General features: G+C 58.6%; 18 protein-coding genes. 4 read left to right on the forward strand and 14 right to left on the reverse strand.

What is annotated here, in order from left to right:
- Nucleotides 1-12 precede the first annotated feature (12 nt).
- From qhpG to peaA, 7 genes are all read right to left on the reverse strand, one after another.
- Nucleotides 13-1,335 carry a flavin-dependent monooxygenase QhpG gene (gene qhpG / locus ABIE60_RS08785; RefSeq protein ID WP_354469060.1) on the reverse strand — a complete coding sequence of 441 codons (1,323 nt, stop codon included), beginning with the start codon at nucleotides 1,333-1,335 and terminating at the stop codon, nucleotides 13-15.
- Complete coding sequence (gene qhpE, locus ABIE60_RS08790) at nucleotides 1,328-2,026, reverse strand: subtilisin-like serine protease QhpE (protein WP_354469061.1); 699 nt, start codon at nucleotides 2,024-2,026, stop codon at nucleotides 1,328-1,330. The genes qhpG and qhpE overlap by 8 nt, the downstream gene beginning before the upstream one ends.
- A complete protein-coding gene (locus ABIE60_RS08795; protein ID WP_354469062.1) occupies nucleotides 2,016-3,743 on the reverse strand; it encodes an ABC transporter ATP-binding protein in 1,728 nt (575 codons plus the stop codon). Before ABIE60_RS08795 ends, qhpE begins: the two co-directional genes overlap by 11 nt.
- A 98-nt stretch (nucleotides 3,744-3,841) precedes the next feature.
- Complete coding sequence (gene peaD, locus ABIE60_RS08800) at nucleotides 3,842-4,960, reverse strand: quinohemoprotein amine dehydrogenase subunit beta (protein WP_354469063.1); 1,119 nt, start codon at nucleotides 4,958-4,960, stop codon at nucleotides 3,842-3,844.
- Nucleotides 4,961-4,972: 12 nt separating this feature from the next.
- The gene (gene qhpC / locus ABIE60_RS08805; RefSeq protein ID WP_091826707.1) at nucleotides 4,973-5,296 is read right to left on the reverse strand and encodes a quinohemoprotein amine dehydrogenase subunit gamma; all 324 of its coding nucleotides are present in this window, start codon (nucleotides 5,294-5,296) and stop codon (nucleotides 4,973-4,975) included.
- 1 nt (nucleotide 5,297) lies between these two features.
- Complete coding sequence (peaB, locus tag ABIE60_RS08810; RefSeq protein WP_354469064.1) at nucleotides 5,298-6,728, reverse strand: quinohemoprotein amine dehydrogenase maturation protein; 1,431 nt, start codon at nucleotides 6,726-6,728, stop codon at nucleotides 5,298-5,300.
- A 47-nt stretch (nucleotides 6,729-6,775) separates the two neighbouring features.
- On the reverse strand, nucleotides 6,776-8,377 hold the full coding sequence (gene peaA, locus ABIE60_RS08815; protein ID WP_354469065.1) for a quinohemoprotein amine dehydrogenase subunit alpha: 1,602 nt from the start codon (nucleotides 8,375-8,377) through the stop codon (nucleotides 6,776-6,778).
- Nucleotides 8,378-8,606: 229 nt separating this feature from the next.
- On the opposite strand from peaA, the gene ABIE60_RS08820 reads away from it, so the two are divergent.
- Nucleotides 8,607-9,341, forward strand: coding sequence for a response regulator (locus ABIE60_RS08820; protein WP_354469066.1), 735 nt, complete (start codon nucleotides 8,607-8,609; stop codon nucleotides 9,339-9,341).
- Nucleotides 9,338-15,700 carry an AAA family ATPase gene (locus ABIE60_RS08825; protein ID WP_354469067.1) on the forward strand — a complete coding sequence of 2,121 codons (6,363 nt, stop codon included), beginning with the start codon at nucleotides 9,338-9,340 and terminating at the stop codon, nucleotides 15,698-15,700. The genes ABIE60_RS08820 and ABIE60_RS08825 overlap by 4 nt, the downstream gene beginning before the upstream one ends.
- Here ABIE60_RS08825 and ABIE60_RS08830 read toward each other — a convergent pair.
- The 3 genes from ABIE60_RS08830 to ABIE60_RS08840 all read right to left on the reverse strand — a co-directional run bounded on the left by ABIE60_RS08830 (nucleotide 15,685) and on the right by ABIE60_RS08840 (nucleotide 18,618).
- The gene (locus ABIE60_RS08830) at nucleotides 15,685-17,424 is read right to left on the reverse strand and encodes a putative bifunctional diguanylate cyclase/phosphodiesterase (RefSeq protein WP_354469068.1); all 1,740 of its coding nucleotides are present in this window, start codon (nucleotides 17,422-17,424) and stop codon (nucleotides 15,685-15,687) included. The two genes, ABIE60_RS08825 and ABIE60_RS08830, sit on opposite strands and share 16 nt — an antisense overlap.
- A gap of 133 nt (nucleotides 17,425-17,557) precedes the next feature.
- Entirely contained in the window at nucleotides 17,558-17,998 is a 441-nt protein-coding gene (locus tag ABIE60_RS08835) for a hypothetical protein (RefSeq protein WP_354469069.1), read from the reverse strand.
- 53 nt (nucleotides 17,999-18,051) lie between these two features.
- Nucleotides 18,052-18,618 (reverse strand): TMEM165/GDT1 family protein, encoded by a 567-nt coding sequence (locus ABIE60_RS08840; protein WP_354469070.1) that lies wholly within the window; start codon nucleotides 18,616-18,618, stop codon nucleotides 18,052-18,054.
- Nucleotides 18,619-18,904: 286 nt separating this feature from the next.
- Between ABIE60_RS08840 and ABIE60_RS08845 the strand changes: the two genes are divergently transcribed.
- Entirely contained in the window at nucleotides 18,905-19,462 is a 558-nt protein-coding gene (locus ABIE60_RS08845) for a lysozyme inhibitor LprI family protein (protein ID WP_354469071.1), read from the forward strand.
- 56 nt (nucleotides 19,463-19,518) lie between these two features.
- Nucleotides 19,519-20,622, forward strand: a complete 1,104-nt coding sequence (locus ABIE60_RS08850) for a phosphoribosylaminoimidazolesuccinocarboxamide synthase (RefSeq protein ID WP_354469072.1) — start codon at nucleotides 19,519-19,521, stop codon at nucleotides 20,620-20,622.
- A gap of 67 nt (nucleotides 20,623-20,689) precedes the next feature.
- Here ABIE60_RS08850 and ABIE60_RS08855 read toward each other — a convergent pair whose 3' ends face one another.
- The 4 genes from ABIE60_RS08855 to ABIE60_RS08870 all read right to left on the reverse strand — a co-directional run bounded on the left by ABIE60_RS08855 (nucleotide 20,690) and on the right by ABIE60_RS08870 (nucleotide 24,987).
- A complete protein-coding gene (locus tag ABIE60_RS08855) occupies nucleotides 20,690-21,541 on the reverse strand; it encodes a M48 family metallopeptidase (RefSeq protein WP_354469073.1) in 852 nt (283 codons plus the stop codon).
- 49 nt (nucleotides 21,542-21,590) lie between these two features.
- Entirely contained in the window at nucleotides 21,591-22,520 is a 930-nt protein-coding gene (locus ABIE60_RS08860) for an electron transfer flavoprotein subunit alpha/FixB family protein (RefSeq protein WP_354469074.1), read from the reverse strand.
- The gene (locus ABIE60_RS08865; RefSeq protein ID WP_354469075.1) at nucleotides 22,517-23,269 is read right to left on the reverse strand and encodes an electron transfer flavoprotein subunit beta/FixA family protein; all 753 of its coding nucleotides are present in this window, start codon (nucleotides 23,267-23,269) and stop codon (nucleotides 22,517-22,519) included. The genes ABIE60_RS08860 and ABIE60_RS08865 overlap by 4 nt, the downstream gene beginning before the upstream one ends.
- Nucleotides 23,270-23,337: 68 nt before the next feature.
- Complete coding sequence (locus ABIE60_RS08870) at nucleotides 23,338-24,987, reverse strand: AMP-binding protein (protein ID WP_354469076.1); 1,650 nt, start codon at nucleotides 24,985-24,987, stop codon at nucleotides 23,338-23,340.
- Between the last annotated feature and the right edge of the window lie 217 nt (nucleotides 24,988-25,204).

Raw genomic sequence — 25,204 nt, forward strand, 5'->3', positions numbered from 1 at the left:
CTTAATTTGCGATCAAACCCAGCCCTGCTGTTGCATCCACAGCGCCAAACGCTCTCCCATCACCGCGCCATGCGTGCGTGACAGCAACTCGTCAGGCGTCAGATCGGGTCGTGCCCTGACCTGCTCAAGCAGCGGGGCCAGCTCCAGCCCATTGAGATGCCAGATTCCCAAAGGCTGATCGGGGGTAATCACCACCTGTGCTTCACGAATCAGCCCATCCTGTACCACGGGCCGTACGCCGGTGGTGACCTGATCGGGCGTCACGTCCAGATGCAGCGGGACCTGATCCGGCCACTGGCTGCGTCCCTGCCAGAACGGGTTGGTCGGCCACTGGGACTCCAGTGCATAAAAGTCACGTCCAATGCGTGCAAAACGGTAAAACAGCCCTTCAATCCGGGCCTCATGGAACTGCTTGGCAAGATCCGCCCGCTCTGGATGATTGATCAGCGTATTGATCACTGCCGGGGCCTGCAAGGCCGATGACAGTGCCTGAAAAATGCCGTTGCCCGAGAGCGGGTCCACCGCCATGGCGGCATCGCCCACTCGAATCCAGTTATCACCGACACTGTGCTCACACAAAACCGGTGTACTGGTACGCGCATAGACTTCGCCAGCCGGTTCGGCGCCGGCCATAAAGGGCCGAGCCTGCTCAAGCTGGCTCAGACGCGCCTGACACCAGTCGCCCAGCTCGCGCTTGGGCGGGAGATCGGCACTGGCCACATCCAGTGTCAGCTGCAGGTAGCGGCGCCCGTCGGCACGCAGAGCCATCCAGGCCCAGCCATCGGCGAAGCTCTGGACTGCCGAACAGGGTGTATCCGCCGGCCCTTGCCAATACTGCAGCAAGGATACGGTCTGGGCCCCTTTCACGCGGGGTACGCCGGCTGCCGGGGCCGCTCGCCCGCGGGCCTCTACCAGAAAATCGCCCTGCAACTGCAGGTGCTGGCCGCTCGCAAGCGTGACATCGACAACATGGCCGACTGTATCTGACTGACAACCGGTTACACGCCCCTGAATCACGTGAATACCCTGCGCCTTCAGATCATCCAGCAATGCCAGGTCGAAGGCCTGACGAGGGATCAGACGCTCGGTATTGGCCGCACTGGTGATTCCGTTCCAGGTCACACGCCGTGGCGAAGGCTGTGCCATCTGCTCCAGTGCCAGGTTGAACCCGGCGCCCTGCAACCCCTGCACCACACGGTCGGAAATGCCCTCGACCGCATCAAAGGGACGTGGCTCGCTCACCACAGTGACCGGGTAACCCAGCCTGCCAAGGCCGATCGCAACCGCTCCACCGGCAGGGCCTCCGCCCAAAACCAGAATCTGTGTCTTATTCATCCCGTGCTCCTGTATAGACGCCCCTGCGCTGCTCCGGCCCATGATAGAGGGACTGGCGTACCAGCCAGTCCCGCACCCCACTGAGACTATGTACATCCCGTTGCAGAGCGCGCGCCACCAGCGCACTCAGGTGGGCACAGCCCATGCTGGCACCCGATTGCCCCAGACTGTCGTCCAGAGGCCGGACACAGCCGCCAAAATCGGCAAACTCGGTTTCCAGATGAGAGATCTGCTCCCGATCACAGCGGGCATCACCGGTCATGCGAAACACGCCGGGATAGGCGGACGGATACACAGGCTCGCCCCGGGCCGGGCTGGCGGCACAAAGGATGACGCCCTGCTGCAAGGCACGCGCACAGGCGTCACGCAACGTTTCACGATCCTGTCGCAGGCCCAGGCTCAGATTGATCACCTGCGCCCCCTGCTCCACCAGCCAGTCAATGGCAGCCGCGACCTGCGCGGCGGTGGTGGACAATCGATCGCCGAATACCTGTGCACTGAATAGCTCCGCCTCGGGCATCAGGTGCTGAATGATTTCAATGATGCGAGTGCCATGTCCCAACTGATCCGGCTCCGCTTCCGTCAGCCAGAGTTGACCATCCTGCAGCACAAAGGCGGCACTGGACACCACCGCCTGTTGCGCTGAATGGCCGGAGTCCACTACCCCGATACGGATGGGTTCAACCGACATCCGCCACCTCCTCTATTTCACGGAGGTGGCCGTTCTGCAGCAGCAAACGAAGGTCGGCTCCCGCCAGGGTAGAGGGACGGTGACTGATCAAAATGCGGGTGCGGTCGGCAAACAGCCGGTCTACAGCCGCAATCACCTGCTGCTCGGTGGCTTCATCCACCGCCGACGTGGCTTCATCCAGCACCAGCACCGCAGGCTGCTGCAGCAGTGCCCGCGCAATGGCGATACGCTGTTTCTGACCACCGGACAGCTGCTGGCCTCGCTCGCCCAGCGGGGTATCGAGTCCCTGCGGCAGACGCTCAATCAACTCATCAAGCTGAGCCTCGCGGGCCGCATCACGCACCTGTTCATCACTGGCCTCCGGGCAGGCGTAGCGCAGATTGTCAGCCAGCGAGCCTCTGAACAGCGTTATTTCCTGGGATACCACCGCAATGGTGCGGCGCAAGTCCGACAGACTCAGCTCACGGATATCAACACCATCGAGCAGTATCCGCCCCTGCTGAGGATCGTAATGACGCTGCAGCAGATCGATCAGTGTGGATTTGCCCGCCCCCGAAGCGCCCGCCAAGGCGATTTTTATGCCGGCCTGCAGGCGGGCACTCACATCATCCAGCACCGGACCTCGTCCGCTGTAGGCAAAGCAGACCCGCTCAAGCTCAAGCTCTCCACGCAGTGGCTGTGGCAGCGCGCGCGGGCTTTGTGGCGACTCGATCTCGGCGTCAGCCTGGCGCAGCTCGCTCACACGGTTAAGGCTGACGCTCATGCGTTGAATGGCAACATACAAACCCAGCAGGCTGTTCACCGGCCCCGTGGCCATACCCAGATAGGTGGAAAAGGCGATCAGCGAACCCAGCTGCCACTGTCCCTGAATAACCCACCAGCCCCCCACCAGAAAAGCCGCGGCACGGGTCATGGAGGTCAGGGTGTTGGGGATCGCGTGGGTAAAGAATTCGGTAATCTGCAGCCGCAGCAACTGACTGAGGTAGCCATCATTAAGCCCGCCCAGACGGGTGCGTTCACGGTTTTCCTGACCGCTGGACTGGATGAACTTCATCGCCGGCATGGTTTCTACCAGAAAGCTGGACAGGTCCGCCGAGCGTTCGCGCAACTCGCGCGTATTGACCTCAACTTTGCGCCGCATCCAGCGCAGCCAAAGCACTTCCAGCGGAATCAGTATCAGCACCAGCAACGACAGCTTCCAGGACAGTGTCACCAGCAGAGCAAGCGCACCGATCAAACCGATGATACTGCTCACCGCCGAGAACAGGCTGTCGACCGCAAAACGCTGAATTTCAGCCACATCGCCGTCGATGCGTGACATCAGATCACCAATACGGCGCTGACCAAAGAAGGTGGGCGAAAGACGCTGCAGGTGAGCATAGAGATCGGTCCGCAGGGCAAACAGAATGCGTCCGGACAGACGCGTGTGCAGGTAACGGTTAAGGCCGGACAGTGCCGTGCCGAAAATGCCGACCAGAATCATTGCGATGGCCAATTGGACCAGCATGCCGTAATCCTTGGCCAGCAAGCCGTCATCGATCAGCAGTTTGGTCAGCCAGGGCTGCAGCAGCACCAGCGCCGAACCAACAAAAGACAACAGCAACAGGCCTGCAATCGCCTTGCGTTGCGGCTTAACGAAGCTGTACAACCAGCGAAACCCCTGCTCCAGACGGCTTTTGTCCGGGGCGTGGATGGCGCGTACCAGCCAATTCAGCATGGTGAGCGTTTCCTTGCATCCTGTGTATAAACAAAAAACGGGAGGACCGTTACCGGCACCTCCCGTTGACTATACCTGATTGAGGGCCTGATCAGATATCAGTCTCTGATGGTGGCTACACGCAGGTCAGAGGTGGTCATATCACCGCTGAGCTCAATGGAGCCGATCTTCTCCAGTGTTTCGGAGTCATGGACCGAAATATCACTCGCCGTACCACCCACGTAGATGGTCTTGCCATCGGCGGTGATGTTCAGGTTGTAATAGGTGTGTTCCATCTCACGCAGCGCCAGCGTTTCACCGGTACGAATATCATGCTTGGACAGCGTGTTGAACGCGCCATACAGGATGTTCGGGTCACGCGGATCAGAGATGAAGTTGAAGATGATGTACTCGAACGGAATCATTTCCATGCGCGTGGCTTCACCGGTTTCAAGATCAACACGGCTCATGCCCCACCACCATTCGGCCGTCTCGAAGTTCCACTCTTCAGAGTCAAACTTGGCGGTGACGTACGGCATGATGTACTCGTTGCTCTGCTCACCCTGGGAGTGCATCGCGAAGGCATCGGGCGGCAGCCACAACGGACCCTTTTCCCAGTTCTGCAGCGGTGTCACCATGCTGACTTCACCAGTCTTCGGATCGATCGATTTTACATCGGCACCGCCGAGGATCACGTCACCCTTGGCCGTAGCCGCAATTTTGGTGATACGACGATCCACCGGGAAGGTGCGTACCGGCTTGGCACCGACACCATCCGCCACGTTGAACACCGCCAGGCGGGGCTGTTCTACAGTAAGGCGGTCGCGCTCCATGCCAAACGGGTTTTGTACGGTATAGACTTCCTTGCCATCGGGGCTTACCGTCAGCGACTGGAAGGTTTTTACCTTCATGGTCGGCGTTGATTGAGCCGCGTGGAAGGTAATCTCGCAGGTACGAATATCAAAACCGTACACATCTTCCATGCCGTTGCTGAGCACGTAGGCGATCTTGCCGTCCGGCGAAGGTGCGATGGAGCCGGAACCGAAGTTGCCCGGAATGTCGCAGGTGCGCTCGATTTTGTTGGTCTTCATGTCGATCACATGCAGATGACCGGGGCGGGTCACGGTCAGCAGGTATTCCTGCGCAGCCGCGGCCGCTGGCGCCACTGCACTGAGCAGGGCCGCCGTACCCAAAGAGCCGGCCAGAGCGGTCGATTTGAACATTTTGCTTATTTTCATTGCCAGGCTCCCTTATTCACCATCCTCAAAGATACCGTCCAGCTTGCGCCAGTCCTGTGTGGCCTTCGCCACATCCTTGTTCCAGTCCGGATAGGTGTTCATGGTGTCGGGCACCTGAGCAGGCCACCAGCAGGCATCGGCACAGCCGTACAGATCCGCTTCCATCGGCTGACACAGTGAACCCAGTCCACCGAAGGGATCCAGCTCCCAGCCCGGGTCAGTAGTGGCGGTACAGCCCACCACCGTTTGCATGGCTACAACGTCTTCGACCTCGTCCGGGCTCACGGACTGGTTGATCAGTTGTGCTTTTTTGTTCAGAGACTTCAGATGTTTCATATCAGGCACTCCTCCTCGGAGAGACGTATGCTTCGAAGAACCCGGGGTTCTCAAGCATGATCCGCGAATACACTTCCACGCCGAAATCGACCCAGTCTCGCATCAGGTCACAGTAGTGGTAGGAAGGATGCGTCGGATCTCCATATTTGGCATAGCTTTCGTGATAACAGCCACCGGAACAGAGGTTACGGATACGACAGGTTGAGCAGCCGGTGTCGGTGCGGTCCAGACGCTGCTCGATGAACTCGCCCAGCGCAGCACGGTCGATCCCTTTCTCGACATCACCAAACGTGGGCAGGTCCGAGCCGGTGAAACGGTGGCAGAGGTTAAGCCCGCCATCCTTGTCCACCGCCAGCAGCTTGAGCCCGGCACCACAGGGCACCAGTTTCTTGTTGCCCTCGTACATGTCGGTAATCAGCTGGTGCATGTTGCCGTAGCCGAAGTTTTCATTGCGCAGCGCCGCTTCGAGGTAACGCTGCCCCAGACGCTTCATGCCGGCGAACACTTCGACCAGCTCTTCACCGGTCAGGTTGAATTCGGCAATATCGCCCGAGGTGACAGGGCCAAAGCCCACCTCGAAGAATCCCAGCTCGCCGCTGAGGTGATCATAGATCCGCTCCACATCGGTGATGCCACGCGTCAGCGTAACTCGGCAGCCGATCGGACGTGCCGTGTAGCGCTTGAGCAGCATCTCCACCTTGCGTCGCACCACATCGTAGGTGCCCTGACCGCCAACCGTAATCCGGTTCTTGTCGTGCATCGCCTTGGGCCCATCCATGGAGATGGTCAGGCCAAAGCGGTGCTCGTTGAACCAGTCCACCAGCTCTTCATTCAGCAAGGTGGCATTGGTGGTCATGGTGAAGTCCACCGTGGCACCATGCTCGGCAAAACGCTTCTCGCAGTAGGTCACCATTTCACGGATCAATGGCATGTTGGAGAGCGGTTCACCGCCGAAGAACACCACGTTGTAGTTGCGCTGATCCGGCGACTCTCGCAGCATCATTTCCACTGATTGAATCGCGGTTTCAAGGGCCATCTTTTCCCCCTTGGACGGGGTGGTCAGATCTTCCTTGTAACAGTAGGTACAGCTCAGGTTGCAACCGGTGTTGACGTTGAGCACAACGGTGGTCAGCGGGAACTTGCTGACCTTCTGCGGTTCAGGGTTGATTCTGGCCACTGCTCCCGACTCAGAGATCACCTCCAGCGTCAGCAGTTCCTCCAGAGCCTCAGACACCTCCTGCTGAGAGTAACGCTCACACAGCGGGGCCAGGTATTCGGGGGTCACCTGGTCATGGCTGTCGAACAGCTCCAGCAGCTCGCGGCTCAAGCCATCAAGCTCGAAAATGCTGCTGCTTGGAATGTGAAACAGCATCTGACGGGCATCAACATCAACCCTGTGCAGATTCGGTTTCACCAGCGTCATGGCACCCATAATCACCTCTTTATTATCGTATCTCGGTGGCTGTTCCGGCTCAGGGCTCAGTCAAGCACGCGACGGACAAAGTCAGGTACTGACACCAGCATGCTGCCGTCACCCTCAACCTTGTTGGCACCATCATCAACGCTGGCAACCACTTTCAGGCGGCCCACGTTGTTGGCTGACATCTTGCGCTCCGGGTTGGGTCCGGCATCGCCGGGCACAAAGATACCGGCGGCGTTGATCTGACCCGCGTAGAGGTGGTCCTTGTCATGTTCGGCCACTTCGTCAGCCGGCTGAATCGACCAGCTGGCCGGCATATAGCCAAGACGCAGGTCATCATCAGTTCCGGGCTGGCCATCGGCACCCGCGCTGTAACCCACGGCACGGTATGTCGCACGCACTTTCGCCATTTCGCTGTCAGCGCCACCGATACGGCTGACCGCATTGGCCGGTGTCACTTCAACACGCGCCAGCTGATCGTAGACATTCAGCGCTGCATTCTGGATCGCCTTGCCCACCTTGATGGTGCGCGGACCTTCAGCGCCTGTTGCCTTGGCTACCAGCGTGATGCGGTCATCGCTGCGGGCAACAATTTTCTCGACCGTGACGCCTTCGCCAAGATCGATATCGCCCTTGAGACCGGCACCAATCAATGTCAGCTCAGCGCTTTCGCCACTGCGCAGGTAGGAGGGTTGAACCGCAACCAGCTGCCCCATACCCTGATCCTTCACGGCATTGAGCGCCCCGCCAATCTCCCGTTCGCTGGCGAGGAACATGCGGCCTTCCATCTGACCATTGGTATCCAGTGCCATCACCTGACGCATTTTCACATCATCGATGGTGACGGAAGCACGCCATTCGTAACCGGTGTAAACAGTCGCCTTGCCGGTACCGCTAAGCACGGTGCCATCGGCATAGTGGCCATCCAGTGTCAGGTCATAGCGACCATCGCTGGTTTTGGCAGCACTCATCCAGGCGTCAAATTCGCCCTTCTCGGGGATGTAGCCGGTCACGCGCCAGCGGCCCATAACATCGGCCTTGTCGGCTTTCTTCCAGTTATTCCACTCCTGAGTCACCAGCGGATACTTCTCAAACAGGGTATCGACGGTCTGGGTGGTTGCAATCTGATACCAGGGACGGTCGCGCGAGCCTGCGTGCAGCTCAATCCCCGGGAACTGGGCCATATGGAAGTCGACCAGCAGCTTCCACTCGTCCTTGCTGCGACGCTGCAGCCCGGAACGCGCTTCGGAGTGGCAACGGGCACAGGTTTCGACCAGATGCTGATCGCCACCGGCTTCAACCAGATTGGTATCCTGCTCCAGCAAATAGCGATAGGGGGCTGCTTCGGACGGGGCCAGCCCCTGCTTGTCAGACAGGTATTTGATCAGTGTCCGCTTTTCCTCTGCGCTGATCTGCAAATCGCGTAGATGGATCATGCGGTTCAGCGTCATCTGCCAGCCTTCCGGCGATTTGCGCTGTTCACTGATACGGGAGAAGGTCGGTGCCGCTGAATCACCGGACTCGGTATGACAAGCCAGGCAACGGTCCCTGATTATCTGCTCTGCGTCTGCGGCCTGCAACGGCATACTGACCAGTCCCGCCAGGGCCAGAGCACCGGTGCCGAGTACCGCACGCTTGGAATTATTATTACTCAATGCCATCACTCCCTCACTTGAGATGGGATCCTGTTTTCGCCGGAGCAGTCAAAACGTCAAATGTCGCCAGGCTGCTTCAGTGCGTGTAGCTAAACTAACCCCGTCATGTAAATGAAATTCTGAGGATTTGTGTTAAGTTGTGCACAGATGTAACAGGATGTAAAAAGGCCTTTTACTTTTCTGTGCTGCAGTTGATATTGCACCTGTCGAGTTTGCCCAGAGATGCCCAACACCCATGAATATAGCCCCATCCCACGCACATATCCTGATTGTTGAAGATGATATTGCCTCACGCTCGCTGCTGGTGAGCTATTTCGAGAACGAGGGCTATCGAGTTTCCGAGTCCGATCAGGCCGATGACCTGTGCGAGCGCGTTGTGCAGGAACAGATCGATCTGGTGCTGCTGGATATCAGCCTGCCCGGCAAGGACGGACTGACCGTGACCCGTGAATTGCGAGCCTGCTCAGCGGTGGGGATCATTCTGGTCACCAGCAAGGGCGACGAAATTGATCGAATTGTGGGGCTGGAACTGGGCGCCGACGACTATGTCACCAAGCCGTTCAACCCGCGTGAATTGCTGGTACGTGCCAAAAACCTGCTGTGGCGCATCTTCAGCGCCCGCAGCAGCAATGGCACCAGTGATCGACGGGGACCGGTGGGCTACCAGTTCGAGGGCTGGGTGCTGGACCCGCACAAACGTCAGCTGACCAGCCCTGAAGGAGATCATGAACGCCTGCCCGAGGGCGAGTTCAAGCTGCTGCAAACGCTGATCAATCACCCCGGCCAGGTACTGTCTCGCGATCAGCTGATGGATGCGATTCACGACCGTGAATGGACCCCAAACGACCGTTCGGTTGATGTACTGATCGGCCGCCTGAGACGCAAGCTCGGTGACAATCCCTCCAATCCGCAGCTGATCCTGACAGCCCATGGCGCCGGTTACATGTTTGCCGGTGACATCAGCCCATGAGCGTCCCTGAAGGCTACCGGGTTCTGCGCCGACTGCACCAGAGTCCGGGTTGCACCGTCAGCCGCGCCGTCCGGCTGAAAGATGGTACGGCGGTGGTAATCAAGCAACTGTACCGCAGCCACTGCAGCCGCGAGCGTCTGAGCCGCCTGCAGCATGAGTTTGAGATGCTGTCGCGGCTGGACATTATTGGCATTGTGCGACCGCTTGAGCTGATCCAGCTTGAAGCCGGTCCCGCGGCACTGTTTACCGATTCCGGCTCGGTTTCACTGCGTCAGCTACTGGCTGAACAGCAGCTCAACTGGTCTCAGTGGCTGTCGGTGGCGATCCGCATCAGCACCCTGCTGGGACGGCTGCATGAGGCAGGCGTTATCCATAAACAGGTGAACCCTGATCACCTGCTGTTCAACCCCGACACCGGCCTGGTGGAATTGATCGGCTTTTCCCTCAGTACCGGCCTCAGTCGCGAGCAGGCCAGCTGGAACACACCGGAGCTCGGCGACGGTGGCCTTGCCTATATCGCCCCGGAGCAGAGCGGACGCATCAACCGCAATATCGATTATCGCAGCGATTATTACAGTCTTGGCGCCACACTGTACGAGCTGATGACCGGGCGCCCGCCCTTTGTCAGCGACGATGGCATGGCACTGGTGCATGACCACATCGCCAAGCAACCCGCACCGCCGCATGAGATCAATCCGCAGCTGCCGCAGATGCTGTCGCAGGTCATTCTCAAACTGCTGTCGAAGGATGCCGCCCAGCGCTATCAATCCAGCGTCGGCCTGGTGCATGACCTGCGCTTCTGCCTGCAGGCACACCAGCGTGGCGAGCATGAGCTGGATTTCACACCGGGCGAGCAGGATCTTTCAGCCAGGTTCCAGATTCCACAGCGACTCTATGGCCGTGAGAACGTTCTGCAGCAACTGCATCAGCTGTACGACAGTTGTCGCGAGGGGCAAAGCCCCCTGGTCCTGATCACCGGCTATGCAGGCGTGGGCAAAACCAGCCTGGTGCATGAGCTGCGCCAGTACGTCAATCAGCAGGGCGGCAGCTTCAGCAGTGGCAAGTTCGACCAGTTTCGACGCAACCGCCCCTACTTCGCCATTTTCCAGGCGCTGCAGGGGCTGGTCCGCCAGCTGCTGACCGAGCCCGAAATTCGCATTGCACGCTGGCGTGAACAGTTGCTGGACAGCGTTGGCAGCCATGCCCAGATTTTGTTGAAGCTGATCCCCGAACTGGAGTTGATCATCGGCAGTCAGCCGGACGCCCCGCCCTTGTCAGCGGCTGAAGAACAGAACCGTTTTTCCCGCATTTTCATCCAGATGCTGCGCGTCTTTGCTTCACCCGAACGACCTTTGGTGCTGTTTCTGGATGACCTGCATTGGGCTGACCTGGCCTCTCTGCACCTGATCGAGACCCTGGCGGGCGTGATCGATCCGCCTCGGCTTTTGCTTATCGGCAGCTTTCGCGACCATGAACTGGGGGCCACTCATCCGCTGCGTACCAGCCTTGAACGGCTGCAGAATTCAACGCTGCCGCCGGTTGAGCTGGCACTGGAGCCGCTGAGTCCGGACCAGGTCAATCAGCTGATTGCCGATACCCTGCGGGCCGATCCAGACGAGTGTCGCTCACTGGCCAAAGCCTGCAGCGAAAAAACTCAGGGCAACCCCTTCTTTTTGAGCCAGTTCCTGCACTCGCTGCACCAGGACGGTTTGATCTGTTTTCGTGAACAGCGTTGGCAGTGGGACGAGCAGGCGATCCGCTCTCAGGAGATGACCGATAACGTCATCGAGCTGATGGTCAACAAAATTCAGCGGCTGCCCTCTGATACTCAGGCGGTATTGCCACTGGCCGCCTGTATAGGCAGCAGTTTCAACCTGCGAACGCTGGTAGTCGTGAGCGGCCTGGAGCCGCGCCAGGCCGCTGACCAACTCTGGCCTGCACTCACCGAAGGCCTCATCGTGCCGCAGGATGACAGCTACCGGCTGTTCCAGAACCTGGACCCGAGCCGCACCCGTTATCGCTTCGTGCATGACCGTGTCCAGCAGGCGGCCTACTCGCTGATTCACGATGATGAACTGGAAGCGCTGCACCTTCAGATTGGTCGCCAGCTGGAAAACAGCCTGCGACCGGACGAAATCGACGCCCGTATTTTCGAAATCAGCAACCACCTGAATCAGGCAAGGCGCCTGTTGGATACACCTGCTCAGCGCATACGACTGGCCAACCTCAACCTGCGCGCAGGCCGGCGCGCTCGAGAAGCCGCCGCCTTTGACTCGGCACTCGACTACCTCAGCACAGGGCTGGAGCTGTTGCCGGCAAATGCTTGGCAGGAAAGCTACAGCCTGGCGCTTGAGCTGCACACATCCGCTGCCGGCATTGCCCACATCAAGGGGCAGCAGGATCGGATGCAGCAACTGATCAATGCGGTTGAGACACATGCACAGACACTGCTGGACCGGGTCCGGGTATTCGAGATCCGCATCCAGTCACAGGTCGCCAGCAATCGCTTTCACATGGCGCTGGACACCGCGCTGGAACTGCTCAATCAGCTGGGCGTTCGGATTCCCTCTCGCCCCGGAACCGGTCAACTGCTCAGGGCCGTGGCACGTACCCAATGGATGCTGCGCCGGCAGCCACCCGAGAAGGTTGTTCAGCTGCCGGCCATGGAGTCCCCACAGCTGCTGGCCGCAATGCCGATACTGGCCAGCATGTTCGGTGCCATCAAGTTTTCAAGCTCCGAGCTGCGCCCGCTGGTGATGGCACGTCAGGTTGAACTGACGCTCAAACACGGCCTGAGCCCATCTTCTGCACTCGCCTTTGCCGGGTACGGTGGCGTGCTGTGCGGTCAGTTTCAGGCGATCGAGCAGGGTTACCGTCTGGGCCAACTTGCCCTGGAGCTGGATGCACAACTGCCCTCCACACCAACCCATCACCGCACCCTGTCGCTGTTTGACTGCTACATCCGCCACTACCGCGAGCCGTTGCAGCACTGCATGGAGTCGCTGCTCAAAGCGCATCAGCTGGCACTGGACTGCGGCGACATGGAATGGGGGGCCTACGCACTGGCCGCCTACATCCAGTACGCGTTCCCGCTGTGCCGCAACCTGGATGAACTGCAGCCACGGCTGGAACAGTATGCTCGCTGGCTGGAACAGTCAGGACAACAGCAGTCGCTGCAGTACTCCCTGTTCACGCTGCAGACCATGGAAAACCTGCGCGGCCAAAACACGGACCCGACCCGGCTCGATGGCCACTTCTATCAGGAAGCACGCGACTTGGCTGAACTGGAGCGGGAAAACCACCGCACTGCCATCAGCCTGCACCATTTCTACAAGGCACTGCTCTGCTACCTGTTCGGCGAGTACGAGCTGGCCTATACCCACAGCGAAGCCGGCGATGCCCTGCGCTCATCCATCAGCGGGACATTTACCGCCCCCTGGCTGTCACTGCTCAACGCACTGAGCATTCTGGCACTGCTGCCGCGCACCAGTATTCTGCAACAGCCCGCTCGTCTGCAAAAGGTGAACAAGACTCTCAAGCGTCTGCGCAAACTGGCGCGTCACGCGCCGGAAAACCAGCGTCACCACGTCGACCTGCTGCAGGCGGAGCTGTATCGCAGCCAAAAGCAGTACAGCAAGGCGATGGATCTGTACGAGCAGGCGATTGAACATGCTCGTCAGCAGGGCTTTCTGCTTGAAGAAGCACTTGCCTGTGAGCTGGCCGGGCAGTTCTACCTTGAATGGGACAAGCCGGGTGTTGCTCGTTCCTACCTGCAGGACGCCTGGGAGCGTTACGCCGACTGGGGCGGGCGTGCCAAGCTGGAGCAGATGCTCAAGCGCTATGCCTTTGAACCCGAACGACCGTTGCGTCAGGTCCGGCCCGAACCGCTCAACAGCCGTGCTGACAGCGGGCAGTCACTGGACAACCAGGCTTTCGACATCACCTCCGTAATTCATGCCTCGCAGGCGATCTCGGACGAAATCGTACTGGAGCGGCTGCTGGAGCGACTGATGCGACTGGCTCTGCAGAATGCCGGTGCCCAGCGGGCAATTCTGATTCTGCGCCGGCAACAGAACCTGTATCTGGAGGCGGAAATCTGCCTCAACCAGCCGCCTACGCTGTTCAACGTTCTGCCACTGGAACAAAGTGGCAGCCTGCTGCCACTGAGCATCATCAACTATGTTGCGCGCACCAAGGATGACGTCGTGCTGGGCAACGCGGTTGAGCATCAGATGTTCCAGCAGGACAGCTATATCCGCCACCACCTGCCCAAGTCGCTGCTGGCCATCCCGATTCTGTATCACGGCGAACTGACGGCCATACTCTATCTGGAGCATTCACAGAGCCGCGACATCTTCAACCGCGACCGGCTCAAGACACTGCAGATACTGGCGGCACAGGCCGCTATCTCGATTGAAAACGCCAAGCTGTACCAGAGTCTGGAGCAGTCCGAGCGGGAATATCGCTCCCTGTTCGAAAACTCCAGCGAAGGCATCTTCAGAATCGACAGGCGTGGCCGCTTCATTTCCGCCAACCCGGCACTGGTGCGGCTGCTGGGGTATGACAGCGCCTCCCAGTTTCTGAACTCGGTCACCGATGTCATTCGTGACTGCTTCATCGACCGCGAGGACTGCCGGCGATTTCTTGCCCTGCTCAATCGACAGGAGCGGGTACTGCGCTTTGAGACGCGCTGGCGACGGCGTAATCGCTCCGAGGTTTATATCTCAATCTCGGCCCATCGCATTACCGATGAACAGGGGCAGCTGAAATATTACGAAGGCTCACTGACCGACATCAGTGAGCGCAAGGCCAAAGAGCAGGCAGAGATTGCGCGCGAGAAGGCCGAAGCGGCCAGCGAGGCCAAGAGCCATTTCCTCGCCACCATGAGTCATGAAATTCGCACCCCGATGAATGGCATTCTCGGTATGGCTCAGTTGCTGATGCGCTCAGGCCTGAGCCCGGCGCAGCAGCAACAGGTCGATTCCATCTACCGCTCGGGACAGTCTCTGCTGACCATCCTCAACGATGTGCTCGACTTCACCAAGATCGAGGCAGGACAGATGGAGCTGGAGCGGACGCCTTTTAACCTGGTGGAGCAGCTTGAGCAGCTGCGCCAGCTGCTGTTGCCGATGGCTCAGGAAAAGCAGCTCGATCTGATTCTGCGCCTGGAACAGGACCTGCCGGAGCGTGTCATCGGTGATGCCCGTGCCCTGAACCAGATTCTGCTGAACCTCTGTACCAATGCGCTCAAGTTCACCCAGGAGGGCTACGTCCTGATCAAGGTACGTGTCCTCAATGAACAGCAGGAGCGCTGCCGGTTGCGGTTTGAAGTGGAGGATACCGGCATCGGCATTCCTGAATCGGCTCACCCCCGCATCTTCATGCATTTCAGTCAGGCCGACAGCTCAATTACGCGCCGCTTTGGCGGCACCGGGCTTGGGCTGTCGATCTGCAAGCGACTGGTCGAGCTGCAGGCAGGCCAGATCGGTTTTGACAGTCGCGCCGGTCAAGGCAGCCGCTTCTGGGCTGAACTGGAATATACCGTTACCAGCAGCAGCGCGCTCCCGCCGCCCAGTATCGAACCTGCAGGGACGATGGAAGAGAAGGCGCGACTGGACATCCTGCTGGTGGAGGACACCCCCATCAACCAGCAGGTCACGGTTGGGCTGCTGGAGTCGGAAGGACACAGCGTCAGCGTAGCGGACGATGGTTACACCGCCTTGTCGATGCATAACGACCACGGCTATGATCTGGTTCTGATGGATATCCACCTGCCGGACATGGACGGTATTGAAACCACACGGCGGATGCGCAGCCATCCTGACGCGTCCCGCGCCGCTGTGCGCATCATCGCCCTCACCGCCTCGGTAACGCCCGCCGAAATGCGACTTTACCAGCAGGCCGGCATGGATGCGGTTGTCAGCAAGCCGTTGCAGTTCGACGAACTGAATCGCCTGCTTCGGGAGACTCCAACCAGAACCCAGTTGCCCGCCCCCAGCCTTGGCAACGAAGATAACCTGCTTAACCTCAGCCTGCTGCAACAACATCGTCATATGCTGGGCAGCGATCGTTTCACTGCTCTTTGCCAACAGATGCAGGAGCAGTGTCTGGAACTGCTGCAACAGCTCGAAACGGCCGATACAGAGGTGCGCACGGTATTGCTGCACAAGCTGGCCGGTACACTCAGTAACTTCGGCCTGCAGCAGGCCGCCCGCCTCAGCCGTGAGCTGGAGCAGCAAGCGGCAACTCATGAGAGCCTGCAGCAGCTGGATCAGCTGACCCGCAACAGCCTGGAGGCGCTGTACAACTGCTCGGAGCTGGGTCTGCAGGAATCGGTCCCTGATCAGGACAGAGGCTGAAACACAGCCGATTCCTGTTCTGGCCGATCCGCCTCCACGTCCGCAAAGGGGACACTGAACCGAGGGTTGATCAGGTAGCGGCCAACCTCTTCTGCGCTCAGCGCCCGGCTGAAAAAGAAACCCTGTACTTCATCACAGCCGGACAGCTTCAAGCATACCAGCTGATCCGGTGTTTCAACCCCCTTGGCCGCCACCTGCATACCCTTGCGCCGGGCAACCGCCGCAATGGAGGTCAGTATCACGTTGTCGTCATAACTGTTGCGGATACTCTGTATGAAACTGCGCTCGATCTTGATACGGCTGAAGTGCACACGTTCAAGCCGGTCATGCTCCAGCCCGATCTCACTGCAGCCAAAATCATCAATCACCAGCTCCAACCCAATGCCATAGAGCGCCTCAAGGAGCCTGATTTCGATCGCGCCCAGCTGATCCAGAAACTGGTCGTTGATCTCAATCTGAATCAGGCCCGGGGCCACTCGATAATGCTTGAGCCGCTCCCGTACCCAGTCAACCAGCTCAGGGTTCTGCAGCTGAGACAGGCCCAGATTGACCGAAACCGGCAACAGTTCCAGCCCCTGCTCCTGCCACTGGCTCAGCTGCTGCATCACCTGCTCCAGCACCCGGCGGCCAAGCTCAGGCATCAGGCCCCGTGCCTTTGCCACATCAAGAAAGCCATCGGGCTCAATCAGCCCGTGTCCCGGACAGTCCCAGCGCACCAGCGCTTCAAACCCGGTAGTAACATAACCACGCAGGCTGATGCAGGGCTGGTAATGTACACACAATTGATGCTGCAGAGCCTGCGGCGACAACAGCGACAGATCGGGCTTGCTGCCCGGCTCACTGCCCTGTCGCGGATCATAGAAAGCGTATTGCCCCCGGCCAGACCGCTTGGCATGGTACATCGCCATATCGGCGTGTTTGACCAGAGTCTCGATATCCACCCCGTCGCGTGGTGAAATGGCAACACCAATACTCGGACTTGTGCTCAGCCCATGACTTTCCAGATCGGCATAGGGCGCCGACAGGGTCTCAACCAGATGCCGGACACAGGTCTCCACATCTTCATGTCGGCGCACCTCGGTCAGCATCACCACAAATTCGTCGCCGCCGAAGCGACTCACGATGTCACTCTCACGTACCCCCGTATCAAGCCGCCTTGCAACCTCCTGCAACAGCAGGTCACCCACCTTGTGGCCCAGGGTGTCATTGATCAGCTTGAAACGGTCAAGGTCGATAAAGCAGACAGCGGCAAAACGTCCCTGCCGTTTTGAACCCAGCAGGTGCGAGTGTGCCAGCTCCATGAACAGGCGACGGTTATACAGTCCGGTAAGATGATCTCGCGATGCCGCTTCCAGAATATGCTGGTGCTCATTGCGCAGGGAGTTAAGCAGCTTGAGATTGCGCTTTTCCGAGCGCTGCAGAGCCCGCAGATATTCATCACGCCGATGCAGCGTCCATAACAGCCAGCCCAGCCCGCTCACGGCAATCAGTGTAAGCCCCAGCACGGTCGCCAGATACAGATCACGCTGCTCGTGATAATGCAGCATGTTATTCGGCCCTGACTGGCAGGCCAGTTCCAGCACCTGATAGAGACGCTGCAACTCATCCAGTTGCCAGACCGTAAGCAGCCAGATCGCCAGCACCAGCAGCAGCGCAAAACCGGCGATGCCAACGCGTGGCAGCATCGAGGGCGTAACGTGTGACTCGGACGGGAGAAGGCTCAAGACAGATCCCTGTTAGCCTGCAACTGATTGACGATCTCCCTGTTGGTATAGGGAGACACCCGGCAGCAACGCTAGCAGAGACAGATGACAGCAACATGACACTCCCGGCCGAAGCCGGGGGTGTCATGGCTGATCAGTTGGATTCAGATGCATCCATTTTGGCGTCTGCATCAGGCGTCTCTTCCTGCTGCATCTCTGCCATTTTCTGACGCACCGCTTCGGTCATCTCTTCAGTGGTTTCAGACGCACTTTCACCCAGTTCAGCAGTATCGGACTTGACCTGCTCGTAGGTTTCCTTCGCCCGTTGCTCCAGCTGCTCACTCGTTTCGGCTGCCTTGTCTACCAGGTCAGAGGCGGTGCTGCTAACAGCCTCTCCCGCTTCGGAGGCAACTTCACCGGCGGCATCAAGAGTTTCACCCGCTTCCTTCTTCAGATCATCCATTGCAGTTGTATCCTGCTGGCTGGCGGGTGCCGCACTGTCTGTCTTTTCATCAGACGCGCTGTCATCGCTGCAACCTGCCAATACAACGGCGGATGCCAGTACTGCCGGGACAATCAGTTTGTGCCAACTCATATCAGTCACTCCTTTTACTTCAGTCGTGGGTAAAGTGCGTGCAGTATAGAACATTAAAATGAGTCTAAGGTGAACAGGGTCGCGACCCCGAGCCCCACAAACAGAATGCAGGCGGCCCAGCGGGCAAAATCAAGCGGTACTTTCTGCATCAGCCAGTTACCGGCATACGCTACCGGTACATTGGCCAGCAACATGCCCAGCGTTGTGCCGATCACTACCCAGAAAAGGCTGTCGTAGCGTGCCGCCAGAATGACCGTAGCGATCTGCGTCTTGTCACCGATTTCGGCCAGAAAGAACAGAACACAGGTTGCGATGAAGGCACCGTACTTGAGCACCGCGCCACCTTCCTCATCGTCCTTGTCGGGAATCAGCACCCAAAGCCCTACGGCAATGAAACTCAGACCAATAATCCAGGGCACCCACTGGTCGGGAATCCACTGTACCAGCCAAGCACCCAGCCAGGCGGACAGGGCGTGATTCAGCAGGGTGGCAACCAGAATACCCATAACAATCGCACCACGATGGGCGAAACGGGCAGCAAGAAAGAGGGTCAAAAGCTGGGTTTTATCACCGATTTCGGCGATGGCAACCGCGAGGGTCGAGGGTAGAAAAGCGTCCATAACAGTTCATCCGGCGGGCTGTTGATTCCATAAGACACGCCACACCGGCCCGCCAGGACAGTGCGTTGTGTCTCAGGTCTCATCAATCCCGTACAGGACGTGACTGCCATGAGCGTGAGGCTCAATTATGTTGACAGCCACTCTGATGGCCAGGGCCATACAGAAGATTACTCCCCCAAGAGTGGCGCGAATTCTAACAGCCTTGTGCATATCAGGCAAACGGACTGGTCTCGACACCGATGTCAGGTAGAATGGCGTTTTATTTGAACCGCCAGAGGCCGACTGAATGAGTGCCCGTTCCATCTCTGCCGCCATATTGCTGATCACCGGACTGGGTCTGAGTGGTTGCGAGAGCCTGCCTGCACCTTTTGCACAGCCAACACCCAAGCCACCTCGTGCCGAGCCGGTTATTGCCGAGTCCACTCCGACAACACCTGCGCCATTGCCCAAACAGGCGTTGCCGGCCGCCACCGACCTGAACTGGAACCCTTCACTGGAAGCGCCTCTGGACCAGCTCGAGTCCCGGCTGACACAGCAGCAGGAAAACGGCAGCTCTCAGCTGGAGATCAACGAAACCCTCTCCAGCATTGCCTACCTTTACGATGCCGAACTCTATCTGCTGTTCAAGGATACGCTCGACTACCTGCCACCCAAGGCACAGCAGCACGAAGTTGAAGTACAGAACCGCTGGCTGGATCAGCGCCAGCAGGTAATGACGCAGGCCTTCCTGATTGATCAGGATGGTGAAATCGCGCGCTACACGGCGGGTCAGGCGTTTATTGCCGAGACCCGCAAGCGGATCGCAGAGCTGCAGAACCTGCGCACGTTGATCGTGATCGACTGACCGGGCTTTGTGCTAGAATCACCCCGTTTTTAACCCTCAACAGGACCTGTGCCACCATGAGCCTTGCGCAATCCGTTCTGGCCGTAAACAACGACCTGCCGATCCGTACCGACCGCCCCGTGCACAGTGGCAAGGTGCGCTCCGTCTACTGGCTGACCGAAGCCGACAGCCGACGCCTGATTGAAGAGAAGGGCTACGATGTGGCACCTGATGCACCGCTGGCAATCATGGTGATCAGTGACCGCATCTCCGCGTTCGACTGCATCTGGCATGGTGAAGGCGGCCTCAACGGTGTCCCTGGCAAGGGCGCGGCACTGAACAGCATCTCCAACCACTGGTTCCGCCTGTTCCGTGAACAGGGGCTGGCCAACAGCCATATTCTCGACATTCCGCATCCGTTCGTCTGGATCGTGCAGAAAGCCCGTCCCGTGATGATTGAAGCGATCTGCCGCCAGTACATCACCGGCTCCATGTGGCGGGCCTACAGCAAGGGCGAGCGCGAGTTCTGCGGCATCACCCTGCCGGAAGGGCTGCATAAGGACCAGAAGCTGCCCGAGCTGCTGATCACCCCGTCCACCAAAGGTATTCTGCGCGGCATTCCCGGTGTACCTGAAGCGGATGACGTCAACATCACCCGCGCCAGTATCATCGACAACTACGAGGCTTTTGGCTTCCGCTCAGCGGCCGATGTGGATCAGTACGAAAAGCTGCTCAAGGAAGGCTTTGGCGTCATCAGTGATGCGCTGGCCAAGCTGGATCAGGTGTTTGTCGATACCAAGTTCGAGTTCGGTTACGTCACTGATGCGGCCGGCAATGAAAAGCTGATCTACATGGATGAGGTGGGTACACCGGACTCCTCTCGTATCTGGGATGGTCCTGCATTCCGTGATGGCAAGGTGATCGAGAAATCGAAGGAAGGCTTCCGTCAGCTGTTGCTCAACCACTTCCCCGATCCGGACATTCTGCTTAACAAGGATCGCATGTCGGAGCGTGAAGCCCTGGCGCGGGATAACGCACTGCCGGCAGAGGTGCTGATGGACGTGTCGCGCACCTACCTGGATATTGCCGAGAAGATCGTGGGGCACAGCATCGAGCTGTCGGACAATCCGAAAGCGGAGATCATCGAGATCCTGCGTGAGCAGTACGGTTTGATCGACTGATCCTGCGTCACCATGAGGCCGGAACCTCCCCCTGCTCTCAAGCAGCGGGAGGTTTTTTATTGCCTTTTCAGCGCGGTCTCAGCCGATCACAGTTCGGTTTGCGCCCGGCGGCGAGCGCCTGCTGATACAGCGGCATATATTGCTGCACCTGAGCATCCAGTTGCTGGATACGTGTACTCGGGGCCGGATGGGTAGACAGCAGCTCCGGTGGAGTGGCTCCGCCTGTCTGTGCCATCTTCTGCCACAGCGTTACTGCCTCACGCGGGTCGAAGCCGGCCTTCGCCATTATCTCCTGCCCCAGCATATCCGCCTCCGACTCGTGTTTACGGCTGTAGGGCAGCAAAATGCCATACTGGGCACCCAACCCCAGCGCCATGATCGCGGCCTGCTGGGTTCTGGAGTCGACCCGATCCGCCAAAGCCACACTGGTTGCAACAATGCCAAGCTGAGTCAGTTGCTGCTGACTCATGCGAGCATTGCTGTGCTGCGCCAGCACATGCGCCACCTCGTGACCAACCACCGATGCCAGCTGATGCTGGTTGTTGGCCACCTTGAGCATTCCGGTATAGACCCCAATCTTGCCCCCCGGCAAAGCGAAGGCATTCACGGAATCATCCTTGAACACCACCAGCTCCCAGTCCTGAGGGGCATAGCCATATTCACGCGGCACCTGCATCACGACCGCATCGGACACGCACTGCACGTAGCGATTGATGCGGGTGTCATTCTCGATCGGGATCTTCTGTTTCATCTGTTCAAAAGACTGGGAGCCAAGCGCATTCATCTGCGTGGGCGAATTGAGCAACAGGGTGCGTTCACCGGTGGGGGAAACGGCACAGCCGGTCAAGGCGAGTGTTGCGGTCAACGCAAGCGGTGCCAGCCATCCGGGGCGACACCGCTGTTTCATGAGGCAGGGCATGGGTCCATATCTCCTTGTGAGGATCAACTTTCCCGAAAGAATACTCTGATCAGAGGCGACCCTCCAGTTCGGGAACCGCTTCAAACAGATCCCCGACCAGACCGTAGTCAGCCACCTGGAAGATCGGCGCTTCTTCATCCTTGTTAATCGCCACAATGATTTTGGAGTCTTTCATGCCTGCCAGGTGCTGAATGGCACCGGAGATACCCACAGCGATGTAGAGTTCGGGGGCGACCATTTTGCCGGTCTGGCCCACCTGCATGTCGTTGGGCACAAAGCCCGCATCCACAGCGGCACGGGAGGCGCCGACAGCCGCGCCCAGCTTATCGGCTACGCTGTTCAGCAGGTTGAAGTTTTCACCATTGCCCATGCCTCGGCCTCCGGAGACCACGATGGAGGCGGCCGTCAATTCCGGACGGTCCGACTTGGCCAGCTCTTCACCCACAAAGCTCACGTCGTCATGCTGATGCACGGCAGAGCAAGCCTCAATAGTTGCACTGCCGCCGCTGACTTCGGCCGCATCAAAGGCGGTGCCGCGCACGGTCATCACCTTGACCGCATCTGCTGACTTCACGGTTGCAATGGCGTTACCGGCATAGATCGGACGCTTGAAGGTATCGGCAGATTCAACCGCGATAATGTCAGACAGCTGATTCACGCCCAGCAGTGCCGCTACGCGTGGCAGTGCGTTTTTACCGGTGGTGGTGCCCGGTGCCAGAATATGGCTGTAACCGTCGGCCAGCTCGACCACCAGTTTGCTGATATTTTCCGCCAGCTGGTGAGCGTAGGCGGCATTATCTGCCACGATCACCTTGTGCACACCGGCGATTGCGGCAGCGGCATCGGCCACCGGCTGACAGTTTTCACCCGCTACCAGCAGGTCGATATCACCCCCGATCTGCTGTGCAGCCGTTACCAGGCTCAGGGTAACCGGCTTGAGGGACTGGTTGTCGTGTTCGGTCAGAATCAGAATGCTCATGCGATCACCTTTGCTTCATTACGCAGTTTTTCCACCAGCTCGTCCACCGAGCCAACCTTGATACCGGCCTGACGTTCAGCTGGCGGCTCAACTCCGACCAGCTGCACGCCTCCTGCCAGCTGAGCACCCAGCTCTTCAGGTGTTTTCACATCCAGCGGCTTTTTCTTGGCTTTCATGATGTTGGGCAGCGATGCATAGCGCGGCTCGTTCAGACGCAGGTCGGTAGTGACCACCGCCGGCAGCTTCAGGCTGAGGGTCTGCAGACCACCGTCGATCTCACGGGTTACTTTGAGGCTGTCGCCCTCGACCACCACTTCAGAGGCAAACGTGGCCTGTGGGCGGTCCATCAGCGCCGCCAGCATCTGTCCGGTCTGATTGTTGTCAGAGTCGATCGCCTGCTTGCCCAGCAGAATCAGGTCAGCCGACTCCTCTTCCGCCAGCTTCTGCAGAATGCGCGCCACCGACAGGGAATCCAGCTGATCCGGTGCCTCCACCTGTACAGCGCGGTCAGCGCCCAGGGCCAGCGCAGTACGCAGCTGTTCCTGACAGGCCTTGCTGCCGATGGACACGACCACCACTTCATCCGCCTTGCCCGCTTCTTTCAGGCGTACCGCCTCTTCCACCGCGATTTCACAAAACGGGTTGAGCGACATTTTGACGTTGGCCAGATCCACATCAGAGCGGTCCGACTTGACCCGCACCTTGACGTTGTAATCAATCACGCGCTTAACAGCGACCAGTATTTTCATGTTTCAGTACCTTTATCAATCAAGCAGCACAAAGGGAAAAAAAGGAGGCCCGAAGGCCTCAATGCTCACTAAGAAGCCACTTCCTCAGCTGCCTGCTTACGCAGAAGGAAACGCTGGATCTTGCCGCTTGAGGTTTTGGGCAGATCATTCACGAATTCGATTTCACGCGGGAAGGCGTGGGTGGAAAGCCGGTTGCGCACATGCTGCTTCAGGGCTTCAGCCAGCGCATCATCGGCATCAACATGCGGATGCGTCACCACAAAGGCCTTGACGATAAAGCCGCGTTTTTCGTCAGGCTTGCCCACCACGGCACTTTCAACCACCGCCTCATGCTCCAGCAACGTGCTTTCCACATCGGCAGGCCCGATGCGGTAGCCGGCCGAGGCGATGATGTCGTCATCACGCCCGGTATAGGAGTGTGAGCCATCGCCATTGTTGATCACCACGTCACCGGTCAAATAGTACTTGCCGTGGTAGGGGCTCTTTTCACCCCAGGTATAGCCCTGAAAGAAATAGAGCGGTGAATTGTCCATGTCGATGGCCAGCTCGCCACTTTCGCCCGGACCCACTTCTTTGAAGTTGGCGTCCAGCGCCACCAGACGATAGCCCGGCAACTGGTAGCCCATGCTGGCATCACGCAGCTGATGCCCCAGCTCGTGGAAGTTGGCGGAGGTCATGCCGGTCTCGGTCTGACCATACTGATCGCAGACCAGACAGCCGAAGGCGCGCTGTACCCAGCTCACGATTTCAGGGTTCAGGGGCTCACCGGCACTGTTGGCCACCCGAAGATCGATCTCGGGGTAGTCTTTCAACAGTTTGTCGTTGGCCTTGAGCATGCGGTAAGCCGTGGGCGCAGCCGCCAGGTTGGTGATGCGATGCTTGCGCAGGAACTCGAAGGTGTTCTCGGCAGTAAAGCCGGCTTCATTGAAGTGGGTGGTACAGCCGAGCAACAGCGGCCCCACCACGGCGTAGTACAGTCCATACGCCCAGCCCGGGTCAGCCACGTTCCAGAAGTTGTCGCTGTCACGCAGACCGATCGCATAACGCATGTAGACATAGAACGCGGGCAGCGCTTTGGCCGGAACCGTCACCCCCTTCGACTTGCCGGTAGTGCCGGAGGTAAACATCTGCAGGAAGGGATCTTCCGGGCCGATTTTCACCGGCTCAAACTGATCGGACTGTTGATCCAGTGTCGGCTGGAACAGGAAGTCCGCCTCCCCTTCCAGCGGATGACCGGCTTCAGCCACCAGCATGGTGGTGGGGAGCCCCTTCACATCCGCTAACTTCGACCATTGTTCGGGATTGGTGATGATCAGTTTGGTGTCGGCTTTCTGTACCCGGTACTCAATGGCACCCGAGCCGAAGGCGGTAAACATGGGCTGGTAAACAGCGCCTGCTCGCAGTGCACCCAGAACGGCAACCAGCAGCTCCGGAGTGCGCGTCAGCAGTGCAGATATCCGATCGCCCTTGCCAATCCCCTGCGACTTGAGGAAATTGGCAAACTGGGCAGAACGCTGCTTCAGCTCACGAAATGTCATTTCACCGCCGCTGCCATCGGCAAGCTCGTAGCGAAGCGCAACCTTTGCAGGATCATCCGCCCAGCGATCACAGATCTCCTCGCAGACATTGATCCCCGCGTTAAAATCGCCCACGAAGTTCTGTATGATCGACTCCGGCGAGAAATCCCTGATGAAGTCGTTGTAGCTGATCTTGTCCATACTGAAACCTGTTTATTGTTCTAATGAGGTTCACCATTACCCGAGCTGACGGCGCTGGCCAAACCGGGCATGAATAAGGGAAAATACTTATCCCATCTGTATGGACGCAGATTAAAGCAATCGCCCGGGGCAACAGAATGACAACTTTCAACAGATAAATTGACATTTTTTGCACCCCTGATTCGTCATCAAAAACAAGCGGTTGATAAAAATCAGC

Source organism: Marinobacterium sp. MBR-109, assembly GCF_040547565.1.
GTDB lineage: Bacteria > Pseudomonadota > Gammaproteobacteria > Pseudomonadales > Balneatricaceae > Marinobacterium.

What these genes read in the sequence shown, in the direction of transcription:
- ABIE60_RS08870 (WP_354469076.1), bottom strand. Translation starts at nt 24,987, where the DNA reads ATGGACAAGATCAGCTACAACGACTTCATCAGGGATTTCTCGCCGGAG.
- qhpC (WP_091826707.1), bottom strand. Translation starts at nt 5,296, where the DNA reads ATGAAACATCTGAAGTCTCTGAACAAAAAAGCACAACTGATCAACCAG.
- peaB (WP_354469064.1), bottom strand. Translation starts at nt 6,728, where the DNA reads ATGGGTGCCATGACGCTGGTGAAACCGAATCTGCACAGGGTTGATGTT.
- ABIE60_RS08845 (WP_354469071.1), top strand. Translation starts at nt 18,905, where the DNA reads ATGAGTGCCCGTTCCATCTCTGCCGCCATATTGCTGATCACCGGACTG.
- ABIE60_RS08795 (WP_354469062.1), bottom strand. Translation starts at nt 3,743, where the DNA reads ATGCTGAATTGGCTGGTACGCGCCATCCACGCCCCGGACAAAAGCCGT.
- ABIE60_RS08840 (WP_354469070.1), bottom strand. Translation starts at nt 18,618, where the DNA reads ATGGACGCTTTTCTACCCTCGACCCTCGCGGTTGCCATCGCCGAAATC.
- ABIE60_RS08850 (WP_354469072.1), top strand. Translation starts at nt 19,519, where the DNA reads ATGAGCCTTGCGCAATCCGTTCTGGCCGTAAACAACGACCTGCCGATC.
- ABIE60_RS08820 (WP_354469066.1), top strand. Translation starts at nt 8,607, where the DNA reads ATGAATATAGCCCCATCCCACGCACATATCCTGATTGTTGAAGATGAT.
- ABIE60_RS08860 (WP_354469074.1), bottom strand. Translation starts at nt 22,520, where the DNA reads ATGAGCATTCTGATTCTGACCGAACACGACAACCAGTCCCTCAAGCCG.
- peaA (WP_354469065.1), bottom strand. Translation starts at nt 8,377, where the DNA reads ATGGCATTGAGTAATAATAATTCCAAGCGTGCGGTACTCGGCACCGGT.
- qhpG (WP_354469060.1), bottom strand. Translation starts at nt 1,335, where the DNA reads ATGAATAAGACACAGATTCTGGTTTTGGGCGGAGGCCCTGCCGGTGGA.
- ABIE60_RS08835 (WP_354469069.1), bottom strand. Translation starts at nt 17,998, where the DNA reads ATGAGTTGGCACAAACTGATTGTCCCGGCAGTACTGGCATCCGCCGTT.
- qhpE (WP_354469061.1), bottom strand. Translation starts at nt 2,026, where the DNA reads ATGTCGGTTGAACCCATCCGTATCGGGGTAGTGGACTCCGGCCATTCA.
- ABIE60_RS08825 (WP_354469067.1), top strand. Translation starts at nt 9,338, where the DNA reads ATGAGCGTCCCTGAAGGCTACCGGGTTCTGCGCCGACTGCACCAGAGT.
- ABIE60_RS08865 (WP_354469075.1), bottom strand. Translation starts at nt 23,269, where the DNA reads ATGAAAATACTGGTCGCTGTTAAGCGCGTGATTGATTACAACGTCAAG.
- peaD (WP_354469063.1), bottom strand. Translation starts at nt 4,960, where the DNA reads ATGAAAATAAGCAAAATGTTCAAATCGACCGCTCTGGCCGGCTCTTTG.
- ABIE60_RS08855 (WP_354469073.1), bottom strand. Translation starts at nt 21,541, where the DNA reads ATGCCCTGCCTCATGAAACAGCGGTGTCGCCCCGGATGGCTGGCACCG.